At 50.5% G+C, this 13,296-nt stretch carries 12 protein-coding genes and 2 pseudogenes; 6 read left to right on the top strand and 8 right to left on the bottom strand.

Going from position 1 to position 13,296, the window contains the following annotated elements; translation table 11 throughout:
• Positions 1 to 16: 16 nt before the first annotated feature.
• Together BW974_RS15695 and BW974_RS15690 are read right to left on the bottom strand one after the other, a co-directional pair.
• Positions 17 to 925: an alpha/beta hydrolase gene (locus BW974_RS15695; RefSeq protein WP_076431189.1), complete on the bottom strand. Its 909-nt coding sequence runs from the start codon at positions 923 to 925 to the stop codon at positions 17 to 19.
• An 81-nt stretch (positions 926 to 1,006) separates the two neighbouring features.
• The gene (locus BW974_RS15690) at positions 1,007 to 2,431 is read right to left on the bottom strand and encodes a phenylacetate--CoA ligase family protein (RefSeq protein WP_245800139.1); all 1,425 of its coding nucleotides are present in this window, start codon (positions 2,429 to 2,431) and stop codon (positions 1,007 to 1,009) included.
• Between the two features lie 364 nt (positions 2,432 to 2,795).
• Between BW974_RS15690 and BW974_RS15685 the strand changes: the two genes are divergently transcribed.
• From BW974_RS15685 to BW974_RS15670, 4 genes are all read left to right on the top strand, one after another.
• A complete protein-coding gene (locus BW974_RS15685; RefSeq protein ID WP_076431188.1) occupies positions 2,796 to 3,596 on the top strand; it encodes a ZIP family metal transporter in 801 nt (266 codons plus the stop codon).
• An 89-nt stretch (positions 3,597 to 3,685) separates the two neighbouring features.
• On the top strand, positions 3,686 to 4,060 hold the full coding sequence (locus BW974_RS15680) for a DUF7475 family protein (protein WP_076431324.1): 375 nt from the start codon (positions 3,686 to 3,688) through the stop codon (positions 4,058 to 4,060).
• A gap of 201 nt (positions 4,061 to 4,261) precedes the next feature.
• Complete coding sequence (locus BW974_RS15675; protein WP_245800137.1) at positions 4,262 to 5,278, top strand: VIT1/CCC1 transporter family protein; 1,017 nt, start codon at positions 4,262 to 4,264, stop codon at positions 5,276 to 5,278.
• Between the two features lie 812 nt (positions 5,279 to 6,090).
• A complete protein-coding gene (locus BW974_RS15670; protein WP_245800136.1) occupies positions 6,091 to 7,974 on the top strand; it encodes a multicopper oxidase family protein in 1,884 nt (627 codons plus the stop codon).
• Between the two features lie 747 nt (positions 7,975 to 8,721).
• Here the strand turns inward: BW974_RS15670 and BW974_RS15660 are convergent.
• Positions 8,722 to 9,585: a phosphatase PAP2 family protein gene (locus tag BW974_RS15660; protein WP_245800135.1), complete on the bottom strand. Its 864-nt coding sequence runs from the start codon at positions 9,583 to 9,585 to the stop codon at positions 8,722 to 8,724.
• Positions 9,586 to 9,926: 341 nt separating this feature from the next.
• Complete coding sequence (locus BW974_RS15655; protein WP_076431184.1) at positions 9,927 to 10,172, bottom strand: hypothetical protein; 246 nt, start codon at positions 10,170 to 10,172, stop codon at positions 9,927 to 9,929.
• Positions 10,173 to 10,289: 117 nt separating this feature from the next.
• Here BW974_RS15655 and BW974_RS27200 point away from each other — a divergent pair.
• Together BW974_RS27200 and BW974_RS27525 are read left to right on the top strand one after the other, a co-directional pair.
• Positions 10,290 to 10,514 (top strand): annotated as a pseudogene (locus tag BW974_RS27200) (mechanosensitive ion channel family protein); the annotation flags it as partial.
• A 3-nt stretch (positions 10,515 to 10,517) separates the two neighbouring features.
• Positions 10,518 to 10,718: a DUF7835 family putative zinc beta-ribbon protein gene (locus tag BW974_RS27525; protein ID WP_084186333.1), complete on the top strand. Its 201-nt coding sequence runs from the start codon at positions 10,518 to 10,520 to the stop codon at positions 10,716 to 10,718.
• A gap of 100 nt (positions 10,719 to 10,818) precedes the next feature.
• Here the strand turns inward: BW974_RS27525 and BW974_RS15645 are convergent, their stop codons facing one another.
• The 4 genes and pseudogenes from BW974_RS15645 to BW974_RS27520 all read right to left on the bottom strand — a co-directional run.
• Positions 10,819 to 11,319: a hypothetical protein gene (locus BW974_RS15645; RefSeq protein ID WP_076431183.1), complete on the bottom strand. Its 501-nt coding sequence runs from the start codon at positions 11,317 to 11,319 to the stop codon at positions 10,819 to 10,821.
• 401 nt (positions 11,320 to 11,720) lie between these two features.
• Positions 11,721 to 11,996, bottom strand: coding sequence for a DdfA family disk-determining factor (locus tag BW974_RS27195; protein ID WP_076431182.1), 276 nt, complete (start codon positions 11,994 to 11,996; stop codon positions 11,721 to 11,723).
• A 197-nt stretch (positions 11,997 to 12,193) separates the two neighbouring features.
• On the bottom strand, positions 12,194 to 12,649 hold the full coding sequence (locus BW974_RS15635; RefSeq protein ID WP_076431181.1) for a DUF7344 domain-containing protein: 456 nt from the start codon (positions 12,647 to 12,649) through the stop codon (positions 12,194 to 12,196).
• 443 nt (positions 12,650 to 13,092) lie between these two features.
• Positions 13,093 to 13,275: pseudogene (locus BW974_RS27520) on the bottom strand (DUF7835 family putative zinc beta-ribbon protein); the annotation flags it as partial.
• Positions 13,276 to 13,296: the final 21 nt, after the last annotated feature.

Genomic DNA, 13,296 nt, shown 5'->3' with positions numbered 1-13,296 from the left:
GTTGTTCTCAGATTTTCTACGAACTGGAGATGAGATGACGTTTCAGAAATTCCACCTGGTCCAGTATAGCTTTCTCTCGCGGGTCTCCCACATAGATTTGAAAGTGCCCCACCGGATATTGAATAATCTCAGCCCGATTGGCCCTTTCAACGACCTGTACCGCAAACTCTGGTAAAGCCTGCTGATCTTTCTCCACAACACAAAGAAGAATTGGTGCTGTGACTCGTTCTATGGTACCCTCCTCGTATCGTGGGAGGTTGAATGCAACACGTGGGGCGAATTCGTTGCGCCACGTCGATCCGTCAGCAGCGAGGCGTTCCATGATCGGCCTCGCGTCGGGTTCAGTTATTACTGCAAAGCTCCCTGGGTCACCGATAACGGGAACCAGATATGGTGACAGACCAAGCTGGCCTCTTACTGCATCATACACGGCCGCGAGGAGCATTCGAATGAGGATCCCGACAGGGGCTCGCTCGGATCCCATTCCCCGGAATGCATCCAGCATCGGAACTTGGGTTATGACTGCAGCAATCTCCGGATCATCGGCAGCAACAGCAATGACGTGACCGCCAGCGAGAGATGTTCCCCAGACGACAACGCGGTTCGGATCAACCATCCCGAGACTTCGAGCCCGACGAATCGCCGCGTGATAGTCTTCGCGCTGTCGTTCGACATTGACTACTTGGCGAGGTACCCCATCGCTCTCCCCGAAATGCCGATAATCGAACGCTAAGACCGCGAATTCATCCGCAGCAAATCGCTCAGCGAACGCAGGGAGTCCCAAGTCCTTCGTGCCACTGAAGCCATGTCCCATAACAATACATGGAAGTCGTCCGTCAATCTGAAGCGGCAAGTACAGATCCGCAGAGCACCGTATCCCACCAGATTCGAACGATATCGCTGTTTTAGTGGTGTTCTGGGGCATAGCTGAATGTAGTACAATCCGATGAGCGAAAATAGTTCGCTACAAAGAGAGATTTTCAGGAAAATCGCTTCTAAGTCTGTCTTAGATCTGTTCCGACCAGACATGTCGGAATTTGCCGCTCCTGGGATTTCGTTGTGGTGACTCAGTCGCTTTCTCAAGAGTAATGTCAGTAATCCTTTGGTCTTCTAAGAATGTCTTGAGATCAGTACGCACCTGTTCCCATACGTTCGCTTCGTCATGGCCAGACGCGACTTCCAGACGAACGCGAAGGGTGGAAGGCGCCGTTCGTATGAGTTGTGTTCGACGCACCCCGGGTACCTCTTCGACCACGCTCGAGAGCGCAAGCGGGAAGACAGGACGGTCTCGTCCATCTGTTGTCTCGAAGTGAAAGACATCACCCTGCCGTCCTTCAACTTCGATGATGGGGAACGCGCTTCCACACGGACAGTGCTCGTCGTACATCGTGATACTATCTCCGAGATCGTACCGGATGAGCGGTTGAATCCGATTCGCAAGGTTCGTTATCAATACCGTTTCTGAGGGCTCACCGGGTTCGACGGGTTGGTAATTGTCGTCAACTGGTTCGACGACGACCCAGTCGGCGTTGGCGTGGAGGTTTCCGTGGCCACACTCAATTGCGATAGGGTCAAATTCGGTCGCAGCGTACGCCTCACGCACCTCGCAGTCGAAGGCTCGCTCGATATCGCGTTTCTGTGTCGCAGAAACAGGTTCTGACGCTGGAGAGACGAATGCCGGATTGATGTCAAGGTAACCGTCTCGCTGGGCACGAGCCAGTTCGACGATGACGGTTGCGTATCCCATGAGGAGTGCGGGTTGGTAGCGATTCAGTGTCTTAATGAGGTCGTCGAGAGGCTGTGTCGGTGAGAACAGTCGAATCCGGTTTTCAAGGAATGTGGATTCCCGCTGGAGCAGGGCAAATGCGGAAGCACCGAGGAAGTGGCCGCCAGTGATTGCAATTACGGCCTGTCGAAAATTATACTTGACGAGTCGCCTGAGCGTGTCAATATCAAGTAACGCATCCAATACCCAACGATCTGGAAGTACCCCGAGCAGCGCTAAACTAGTGTCATCCTGGACGAAGATGCCCGGTTCACCCGTCGTTCCAGACGTGGTCCAGACTGGATAACGGTCAAGGAACCGGTGGCCGATTTTTGATTCATCAGCGACGAACGTATCGATCTCGGCTTTCGTGATCGCCGTATCAGTGACCACGTCGTCGAAGTGTTCCATCAACATCGGTTTCGTTACTGGCGGGAACTGTGTGAGGTCGGTACAGCCCTCAGGAACGTCTGTATAGTGTTGCTTGTAGAACCGAGACTGTCGCCGAACATAGGAGAGCATATCCGCCAGCCGTCGTTGCTGTCGTGTCTCTATCGCTGAGCGGGTTGTCCATTTGGCACGCCACACGTCAAGCGTGATCTTTCCTTTCGTGATTGGATTCATCGTACTGGCTTCAAGAAGCGAGCCATCTTCCCAGCTCGACATCCCATGGTTACCATTTCACGCGGGACGGACTTTGTTCTTGGCCCGTCCGATCTCAGTTGTGATACGACGTCACTAACGTTTTCTCTCTGTGGTTCTCGCCTACGTCTACTGTTATAATACACAACATCCACATCAAACGCTCAACAACTGCCCCCTGCCAAGGAAGCGATGAACACCTGTACAGAACCTTGCTCGGGAACGAAATAGCCTCAACTCGAAACTTGCGTACATACGTCAGCGGGGACGCGACCACGACACACATCACCGCTCAGCTCGTGAAGGGGACTGCTGGTTACTGCCGACAATAGGAACGGTGGACAAGATTTGAATACGTGTCGCGTGTACTACTATCTCCTTCTACCCGATGGCACCCACAGAAGCAGTTGTGTTCGTTTTCTTCGCCGCCCTCCTGACGGATTTAGCTGCTGGACTTGGCGCTGTACCGTTTTTCTTCGTTGAGGATGTCAGCGATCGGGCGTACGTGACATTATGGGGTTTCGCTGCTGGAATCATGTTGTCGGCATCCCTCTTTGGCCTTCTTCCTGAGGCGGTAGATCAAGGGCCACTTGTTGAGGTTGCTAGTGGTGTAGTCGTCGGCGCGCTGCTCGTATTCGGGGCGAGCCGTCTTCTTGGCGAGTACAAATTTCATCCTCAAACGATCTCAGAGGCAGATTTCCGTCGGTTGGTGCTTATTGTCGGAACGCTCACCGTTCACAGTTTTCCGGAGGGGGTTGCGGTCGGCGTCTCGTTCGCCGATTTGAATCTTGGAATGGGCGAATCGATTCTTGGGTTCAGTGTTCCGATTCTCGCTATTTTTGTCACAACGGCGATTGCTCTTCAGAATATTCCTGAAGGACTGGCGGTTGCGATTCCGCTCAAGACCCAGGGCATTTCGAACTGGAAACTCGTCGGGTGGGCAGTGTTTTCGAGTGTTCCCCAGCCGCTCGCGGCAATTGTCGCGTTCTATTTCGTTCAAATTGCTCGTCAAACGCTCTCATTTGGGCTCGGGTTTGCTGCTGGAGCAATGCTGTTTCTCGTTGCATATGAACTGCTGCCTGAAGCACGAACTCGTGGTCAAAATCTCCCAGGACAGGGGCACCGAGAAATTGTAGTGGGATTCACAATCGGAGTCGCACTTATGTCGCCACTCCTTATCGTTGGATAATTCGACCGGTTACGTAGGTGATCTCGAGTGCAGAAGTTATCTCTGTAGTCGGCCAATACGACTATCTTCATCGGGATTGTGAACCGTCTGTGACCACTGAATCAGGTAGCCAAGTCCGACAGCAACCAGCGCTTACGAGCCTGGACTATGTCGGGATTGTTCTCGTGGTCCTCACCGGCGTGATTCATATCTATGAAGGTATTGAAGATATTAATGAAGGAATCATTGGAATACTCTTCATCTTGGCTGGACTCGGCTTCCTTGGTGCACTTGTATTGCTCTACCGCGGCGTAAATCAACCACTGCTGTACGGAATTGGGATCATTTACACAGGCATTCAATTCATCGCGTATTTCGTCCTCCGATGGCCCGATATTTACGAGCCACTCGGACTCTTGGACAAAGCAGTCCAAGCACTGCTCATCCTCGTCCTCGCAATTCTCTATCTGCAGAAACGATCGTAACTCACCGTTCTGGGAAGCTACCTACAAGATATTCGAGCCAGTAGTTCACCCCTCGATTGATTAGATTGGTCGTTGACGAAGTGTTCTATGGCGTCCGAAGACTCAGTAGATCGGTATCAAGCGAATCGTCAAGCTGAGATCGACAGCAGTAGCATCTATCGTGCAATTGCGGATGCCGAGTCACGGTCAGAATTAGCGGAGGTGTATCGTCGCTTAGCAACCACTGAAGAAGAGCATGCACAGTTCTGGGAGACACAACTGCAAGCAGCAGGTGTCCAACCAGGCGATCGCCATCCAAGTTGGCGAGCACGAACGCTAGGATGGCTTGCACACCGATTTGGGCCAGCAGTCGTCCTCCCAATCGTCACTGCTGGTGAACGAACCGATAGTCGTGACTATGCGATACAACCAGAAGCAAAAGATACGGATCTTCCACGCCATGAGCAATCACATGCGCGACTGCTTGACGAGATTGAGATGACCACAGGTGGAGGGCTTGAAGGAGGGGCGCTGGCACAATTGGAAGGCCGCCACCGTTCTGCAAGTGGCAATGCGCTCCGTGCAGCGGTGCTTGGCGCAAACGACGGTCTGGTCTCAAATCTCAGTCTCGTCATGGGTGTTGCTGGTGCTGCCCTCTCTGCTTCCTCGATCCTCATTACCGGTCTAGCGGGACTTATTGCTGGTGCTGGCTCGATGGCAATGGGTGAGTGGCTCTCCGTCCAGAGTTCGAGAGAATTATACCAACGCCAAATCGCGATCGAGGCCGAAGAGCTGGCGGCAGTGCCAGAAGAGGAAGAACAAGAACTCGCACTCATCTATCAGGCGAAAGGTCTCCCGCAAGAGCAAGCTGAACAACTCGCAGCACAGCTCGTCGCCAATCAGGAGGAGGCACTCGATACACTGGCGCGTGAAGAACTCGGCATTAATCCCGAGGAGCTTGGTGGATCAGCGTGGGAAGCTGCAGGTGCTTCCTTCTTCCTCTTTGCATTCGGAGCAATTGTCCCCGTTCTCCCGTTCTTTTTCCTCACAGGGATACCTGCGGTTGGTGGAAGTCTCGTCCTCAGCGCAGGAGCACTATTTCTCATTGGAGCTGGAATTACGCTCCTTACTGGTCGAAGTCTTCTGTACTCCGGTTTCCGACAGGTGATTATTGGACTGGCTGCGGCTGGGTTAACTTATGCGGTTGGCAGTTTGATCGGCGTGGCGGTCGCTGGGTAAGGGACGACTGTATGTCTGCTGTAATTTGGACGGGAAAGAGATACCAGCGAGGCTATGCAGTTCTCTTGACGCTATAGAGTTAATCGAACGACATGAAGTCTAGCGGTGTAGCGAAGTCCTATTTCAACTTCCCATCCTATGTTTTCTAATGGAGCCCGAGGAGTGCGATTATGGCAGCTTAGGTGGCCTCCTATACTAACCGAACGTACGAGTAGATCGAAAAAGACGGTTGAACAAATCTGCACTTTCTCTTTTGTTTTTACGGCATCAACAATTACTGATAAACGTGGCCAAACGGTGAATACCCACAATTGTATTGATTCAGTAACTGTCGAGCAAACAGTGTACTGACTGTAATATGCCTATTGTCCAGTCAGGGTCTTTATAACAATTAGGGAAGAAGTCGAAAAACCGGACGCAGGATAAGGTATGAATCGACGAAGGCGATACTCGACCGCAGACTTCCCAAACAGGTTACCCATTCACACCTTGTCCGCTTGACTCTCAGTCATAGTATCACCACGAACGGGTTGCTCGCTGGTATGAGTACCACCAAATACGAAATCTGGATCTGACTTGCACCGGATTGGTTCTCTGTTTGGTGGTGGCCAAACGGCCTTGGTGGTTCGAATCCACCCCCGTTCATTTCACTTCGTTGTATTTTATTCCATGATATATTCAGTGCATGATAATAGTTGACAATATAATTTCAAAGGATAGGGTTAGCTTTTATACTAATTGCTCATTACCATAATTTTGTGCTGTTCAGGTGGTGTATAACAAATGGGACCTCTCGCTATTCTCGGTATGTAATGTCGCGAAACCAATCCGGTGCACAGGAAGAACAACCGGAAAATGATGCTGAATCAAACGATCGAACAACTTCCCGACGCTCAGTCCTCCACGGAATGGGCGCACTCGGCGCCACAGGACTGCTTGGCAAAGCTGGTCTTTCAGAGGCCTCGAATGGCGCACTCGGGAACGTGCCAACACAAGTCGCTGACGTAAACCAAACCTCACCTGATCTTACAAAATGGATTGACGAGGTGCCGCGTCCAGGTGTACTCAAAGCTGAGAAGAAGAAAAATGGGAAGCCCCTCTACGAGGTGGAAATGTGCGAGGTAGAACAGCAACTCCACAGTGAATTGCCACCAACAACTGTGTGGGGATATGAAGGACAGTACCCCGGCCCAACTATCGAAGCCAAACAGGGCAAAGACGTATACGTAAAATGGAAGAACAACCTCCCAAAAGAGCACTTACTCCCGGTCGACACAACCCTACACGGCGCTGCGGGAACACCCGAAGTGCGTACGGTTACACATCTTCACGGGGCAAACGTCGAACCGGAGAGTGATGGAGGTCCCGAGGCCTGGTTTACGCAAAACTTCGAGGAAGTTGGTCCGACGTTCGAGAAAAAGACATACTGGTATGCGAACGAACAACCGGAAACTTCCCTCTGGTATCACGACCACGCACTCGGGATTACGCGGTTAAACGTCTATGCGGGACTCGCAGGGTTCTACTTCCTTCGTGGGAAACTCGAACGCAAACTCGATCTTCCGAAAGGAAAATACGAGATTCCCCTTGTCTTCCAGGACCGTACCTTCAACGAGGACGGCTCGTTGTTTTATCCAACGGGCCCCGAAGAAGACACGGGCGAGCCAAATCCCAATCCTAGCGTCGTTCCAGAATTCTTCGGCGATACGTCGGTCGTCAACGGAAAAGCCTGGCCGAAACTCACAGTTGAACCACGTAAGTACCGCTTCCGCACGCTCAATGGTGCAAACAGTCGGTTCTACAACCTCAAGCTCTTCGAATACGACCAAGAAACCGGCGAAATCGGTGATCCTGGTCCGACGATGACGCAAATCGGGAGCGATGGCGGCTTCCTCAAAGAACCGGTCGAAATCCAAGATCGCCTGTTGCTTGGACCCGCCTTCCGTGCCGATCTTATTGTTGATTTCTCCGATTTCAAAGGCCAGACGTTGCTTCTCCACAACAACGCCCCCTCACCGTTTGGTGGCGTGGCTGGTGAAGATCCAGACGACGTACAGCCGCTACCGGAGGTGTTGCTTATCGACGTCAAGGAAAAGAACTGCAAGCGTGACAAGAGTTGTATTCCCAACAAGCTCGCACGCATTCCCGAGCTCAAACCAGAAAAGGCGGTTCAGGAACGTGAACTGCCGCTCGTTGAAGGGGTAGATGAGTTTGATCGGCTGAAACTCCTGTTGGGAACACGCGAGCATCCGAATGGTCTCGAGTGGAGTGATCCCATCACTGAAGATCCCAAACTCGGAACGACAGAGATATGGGATCTAATCAATACGACCGTCGACACGCATCCAATTCATCTCCATCTAGTGCAGTTCCAGGTGCTGGGTCGGCGGCCATTTGACGTCGACCAATACAATGCGGATCGCGAAACAGGTAGTGTCGGTCCGATCAGTGATTACTACACTGGTCCACTTGAAGCCCCGCCAGCGAACCAGCGTGGATGGAAAGACACCATCGATGCGGATCCTGGCTTCGTGACAAAGGTTATCGCACACTTTGGAGAGTTCAAAGGACTGTTCAAAGACTTCACCGGCGAGTACCCCTGGCACTGCCACATCCTTGAACACGAAGATCACGAGATGATGCGTCCCTACGAAGTGCTCCCCCGTGAGGACAAACAGAACGACAACGGCTGTTAACTAGTTACGGTCTTCTCTTTTTGCTTTCTTGTGCTGATGGAACCAATGCCAACCACCAGTTTATTCTAAAATCACTCAACTAGCTACCAGCTTTGAAGGATTGTAATATGAAGAGGTTCCATAGTAAATCAGGGCATTGGCTTTCGTGGAGAGGTTGGAATCCAAAATGTTCCGGTATCACAGGAACTCCAGAGCACTCATTCCCGCTGATTCACCATGGTTCGCGTCTAGAAAGGCTCATCGTTCGGTGAGCAACTTACTTACAACCGTATCGTACATAGTTACCCACTGCCTGAAGCAGTAAAATTTGTCATGATAAGAATAGATTGACGAGTCGCAAACGCTAGAGAGCACGCGAATGCGAAGTGAAGACCGACCCCGCGCTTCGTCAAGGTGGTCCGACTTATGACGTGTTTGACCTTCTTGAAACCGTTCTCGCTGCCCGCCGATTCAACCGGTCGATCAAATGGATATAACGCTTTCGCGTCCATGCGACCTTTATCGATGTCGCATGCAGCTATAAAGGATAGATAGCGGCTGACAGTATTCACTTCGAGTGGTGACTTTGGAAAGGAATCAGCCTCTCGCTGAGAAGACCCGGATTCGTGCCACCTTGCGGGCGTCATAATGGCCATTTCCACCTCTGCATATGGTCTAAGAGGCAGTGGCAGATGTTGCAGCGACTACAGAGGATCATTATCACGAACTCTGTCGAAATCATGGAATGCTGTCTACTCTGTTTCAACGTTAGCTCAGTCGTTTGCCAATGACTGGTGCCCCGATAGCAGTGCCAACCGCGGTTGCTGTACTAAGAAACGTGAATAGATACGGTCCGTTAAATATGTAGACTACTCCAAAGATCCCACTAGCAATCATACCCACGAATAGTGCAGTGATGGCTTCTCGTTCGGTGGATGGATGGTCTGGGATCGCTTCAGCGACATTCTGCCAGACAATCCAGCCGCCAACTGCACCTCCAATGGCGGCTACACTTTCGAACGTCAGGTTCACGAACAATCCGAGGCTTCCAATCACAACCGCAGTAAGTAGTACCCGTTCCGGGTGAGTTCCATTCTCGGCCAGCCAGTTGAGGATCCCGAGGACGACGATTCCAAAGATAATACCAGCGAGGACATCGACGAAGTAGTGGACGCCGAGGACGAGTCGTGACAGGGAAACGAGTGTAACGACTACTCCAGTGATACCAAACCGCACTCGGTATGATCCGTGGCCGATGACGAGCGCCAGGCCACCCCAGACCATCGTCGCCCCCAGTGCATGCCCACTCGGAAATCCTGGTCCTTTAGCTGTCGTTATAATGATGAACAGGTTCGCAAATATCGACGGAATCCATCTGAGTGGTGGCGGCTCAGTCGCTCCAGGTGGTCGTGGGAGCAGCAACACACCTTTTAAAACCCCAATAAGCGCGACATACGTGAGTACAAGCGCGATTATGAACATCCCTCGACGGCGTTCGATTCCCACGTAGGGAACGTATTCACCGCCAACATACAGAACGCCGCTGAGGAGAAAAAGAAACCAGACGTCACCCAGCTGAGTGATTAGTGCGAACAATAGAATGACTGCCCAGGGCGCCTGGCCGCCCAGCATGTCAGGAAGAGTACTCTCATACCAAACTACAAAGCTGTTCATTCCCCATTCTCTATCTCAGATATCTTGTACTGTGAGTTCGGCGATTAACCTCGGTTGCATGTCTGTACACGCAGAACTACGCGAGATTGATCCATAAATTCTGCTTCCACAAAGATGGCGACCCACCGGATAACACTGCCGCTTATACTGCCCACAGGAAGTCAATCACCAAAATCGAGCAAATCACGAAAATCATATCGTTGCCGTTGTCCGTTCTACTTCGGTTATAAAACTAATCAGTCACCAGGAAACGGGCCGAAATATTAGAAATCAGACTTCTTTTTGCCTAATCTCGCCATTTAGTCTGGATTGTATCCAGGCACGACATCATTAACCTGCTTTGTCGACATATACCCAGCAGAATGTTCCTCAAGCAACCCTCGTTCAAGTGCGTTATCAAGGGTGTTATCTAAATCCCCTGAAATAAAACAGGAGTGATGATCTGCGATCTGGGCAATATAGTTGCGATCAATTGCGTCAGGAGCAATATCACCTGTATTGTACTCAACAATCTGAGCGACAATTTTAGGATAATCGTGTGCCATAGCTGGGCTACATCCTCATTTTTATTAAATCTAGTTCCCACCATGATAATCCATACATATAATATATATTAAGAGTGGGTAATCATCAGGTTGCCGTATTTTTTCGCAGTATTCGGGATCGCCGCGTGGTTCATCTACGCACTGGCGATTCTCGCCGCCGCAAACGTCCTGGCAATCTCGACGCTCTCGCAGTGGGTTGCGACCGCGGTGTCGTACCTGCCAGCACTGATCGCAGGCCTGCTCGTCATCGTGATCGGGTTCGTTGTTGCGGACTTCATCGGTGACGCGATCATGCGAACCAGAGCGGCAACACACACCGCGTACACGCGATGGTTCTACACGCTAATGACTCAACCAACAAATTCACCCACAGATACCACCGAACTGTGTCAGCACTGTCTACAAGAGACACCGCACTCGGTTAGAATTGAAATTCGAACCGAAAATGAAGGAAGTGAAAATGCTGCATTGTCACGGGAACCGTATCGCATCACAGAATGCCAGGAATGTGAGACGGCAACAGACCAACGAATGAACAGTATATGACCATTCATCGGCACGATCAAACTTAGATAACCCTGTCTGAATGAGACTACTCCGATCACCGAACGAATACAGTACTCAAGGACGATATGGGGATCCGTACCTATTCAGTCGACTCGTGTTGGATGTCCTCTGTCCGATAAAATGAGGGATTTTCGGCCTCGCTAGGGTAATGAACGGCGATAATTACTGGTTCCGCCCCCCACTGTTCCCGTTTGGTGTACAGATCGTCGAGAGCGTGGACAATGTTTTCGGTCGAAAGTAATGTGGGATCTTCTGGTTGAAGTAACAGTGCTGCTCCCCAGCCAGTGATCCACGGAATGAGATCGGGAGGAATGAATCCTGGTTTGAATGGGATTGACGTAGATTCCGGTGAACTTGGGAGTTCAGTCTCCGATTCGGTGAGATTCGTGAGGCCGAGTTCAAGCAGTTGACGCGGATCGTCCGCTCCGAACACTCGCATCAGTGTCTCGGTTCCAATAACAACGGAGGTGAAACCGCCATTGACTTCGGACGTTAGCTCCTCCGAGAGCGAGTGAAGTTCAGATTCGCTCCATTGAGATCCGGTGATTCCAACGATATCAAATCCTGTTGATGTTTCCATACCGTCTCTCGACGACGGACGACGGGATAAGTGTTAGTTAAATCATAGTATTGTGAAACACAGGAGCTGAAACAAATTGCTGGATCAATCTACGGGCAAAGACTGACATGGGTTTAGAAAAGTATCCAGCGGCTAAGCTACTAACTCAGCGGCAGATTTTACGAACTGACGACTCAGTGCTGCAGTTACAACAATCGGGGGAGATGGGCCTATCAAATAGGAAATAGGTAGAGTTCAAAATTACATTTCATTCTAACCTAAAATATTGTGAATCAAATCTATGATATTCTACTTGTGTTAATTCATAATATATTATGACTAAAAGAATAGCATGAAAGAGGGGTTTGTTAATATTGTTAAATTTCATAGTTCCTCAAGGATAGCTCGTTTCCCGAGCGTCCCTACGGCTTATCAGTGTCAAGCTTGACGGCACCCTCATTGGAGACAGTGACTTGGTAGCCAGCATACTGAAATGAAACAGAGCCGTTTGTTCGTGGGGTGCCATTTGCTTTTGACGCAAAGAGTTCATCCAGGGCTTCGGGATTGATGACGTTGTACAATGTCTCGAGGTCAGCTGGCGTGCATTGTTCGGCGTCTGCGACGGCGGTGAGCACGCGTGTACTCAGCGACGGTGGCGATGCAATAGGTGGTTCGTCGGGGGTATTCGTCGGCTGCATAATTTGCTTTCTCTTGTTGAATAGCGGTATGAAACCGAATATGCAATAAGTTCGGCTAGTATTCCGTACTCTAAGCCCTACTGGAACCACCCTATTATACCCCGTGGATATCAAAACAGAACTGTTAAACAAGATTCTATAAAATTCTCTATTCACTAGATTTTCTGAAACATTAGAATTGCTCAACCGGTCGTACCTCACAACTCTTCATAAAATCGTGTGAGCTCAACAATTGATTCGATACGATCGATCTTCCGATAGCGAATCGTCTCACTTCGTGCATCGTACTCAATCATCTGGTGATCAGCCAACATGGGCAGATGGATGTGACATAACTCGGTTTTGAGCCGGGCAGGTGATGTCCTGACGTGCTCACACAGCACCCGAATGAGGGTGGAAAGGGAGATCGTCTCACTGTTCATCGCCACCAGGTGGTACATAAGATATCGGCGCTGTGGGTTCGCGAGGATCTTGAACAACGAATCGAGCGAGATGGTCGGATGAGGGACAGTATTAGTGGTCATAATTGGCACCTTGAATGAGACCGGCGCAGCAAGGATCAAGACCCCATCTATCCGTGGAGAAACTACACTCACCACCAATTCGATGACGTTCACAACCTCCTTTGCGATTCGTTCGATCTCTTCGTGCAAAAGATGGAAGGTTTGTAAGTAGGTCTTTTGGCTTATTGTTTAAAGCGTAAACAATAGCTGTTTCCGCGTAGCGAAGTCATGTTAGACGCACAGCCTTTTTATGGTGATAAGAGATTGTGCTCTTCATGGCTGGCGTGGATATGTTAGCTTCCGCACCAAATAGGTAGTGTTGGTCGAGATTCCAGTTGTGGTCGTTGGTCATAGTGTACGAGCAATTTTTGACTGTGTGATATGCTTCGTGTTGAGACAGCAGCCATACAAATGAGAGACCACCGCTGGGAAACCATGCTCACACACCGCAGCGGACGCACAGTGCGGAATTTCTCGTATCCCGTCAAGATGCTCCCCAATATAATCGAAGGGTCAGATGCACTCATCTCGAGATTCGCTGACCCATATTAGTGGGATTCTTGCAAAGCAGATGCCAGTATGAGTCAGAGGAATCACGCATTGTTCATTCGCGGGCTCGTGGTTTCACCGCACAGTAAGCAGCGAGCAACTCGATACGGTTCACGAGAGAATTCCACATTCTCCTCTTTTTGGCTTTCAGTTCGGATCGTGAGTGAGAGGGCATGTGGAGTCGACACAGTACAGGCCTCACACTGTTCAACGTTCTCGTTTGCGCTGTGTGATTGTTTGTGTCATAA

Origin of the sequence: Haladaptatus litoreus, from assembly GCF_900156425.1 — an archaeon.
Classification (GTDB): Archaea; Halobacteriota; Halobacteria; order Halobacteriales; family Haladaptataceae; genus Haladaptatus; species Haladaptatus litoreus.
The sequence above is the reverse complement of the archived record's forward strand: the minus strand, read 5'-3'. Positions and strand labels throughout refer to the sequence as shown.

Bases quoted from the DNA above. Each gene is read 5' to 3' on its own strand.
- BW974_RS15655 (WP_076431184.1), bottom strand. From the start codon at position 10,172: ATGGCACACGATTATCCTAAAATTGTCGCTCAGATTGTTGAGTACAAT.
- BW974_RS15660 (WP_245800135.1), bottom strand. From the start codon at position 9,585: ATGCTGGGCGGCCAGGCGCCCTGGGCAGTCATTCTATTGTTCGCACTA.
- BW974_RS27525 (WP_084186333.1), top strand. From the start codon at position 10,518: ATGACTCAACCAACAAATTCACCCACAGATACCACCGAACTGTGTCAG.
- BW974_RS27195 (WP_076431182.1), bottom strand. From the start codon at position 11,996: ATGCAGCCGACGAATACCCCCGACGAACCACCTATTGCATCGCCACCG.
- BW974_RS15690 (WP_245800139.1), bottom strand. From the start codon at position 2,431: ATGTCGAGCTGGGAAGATGGCTCGCTTCTTGAAGCCAGTACGATGAAT.
- BW974_RS15670 (WP_245800136.1), top strand. From the start codon at position 6,091: ATGTCGCGAAACCAATCCGGTGCACAGGAAGAACAACCGGAAAATGAT.
- BW974_RS15695 (WP_076431189.1), bottom strand. From the start codon at position 925: ATGCCCCAGAACACCACTAAAACAGCGATATCGTTCGAATCTGGTGGG.
- BW974_RS15645 (WP_076431183.1), bottom strand. From the start codon at position 11,319: ATGGAAACATCAACAGGATTTGATATCGTTGGAATCACCGGATCTCAA.
- BW974_RS15685 (WP_076431188.1), top strand. From the start codon at position 2,796: ATGGCACCCACAGAAGCAGTTGTGTTCGTTTTCTTCGCCGCCCTCCTG.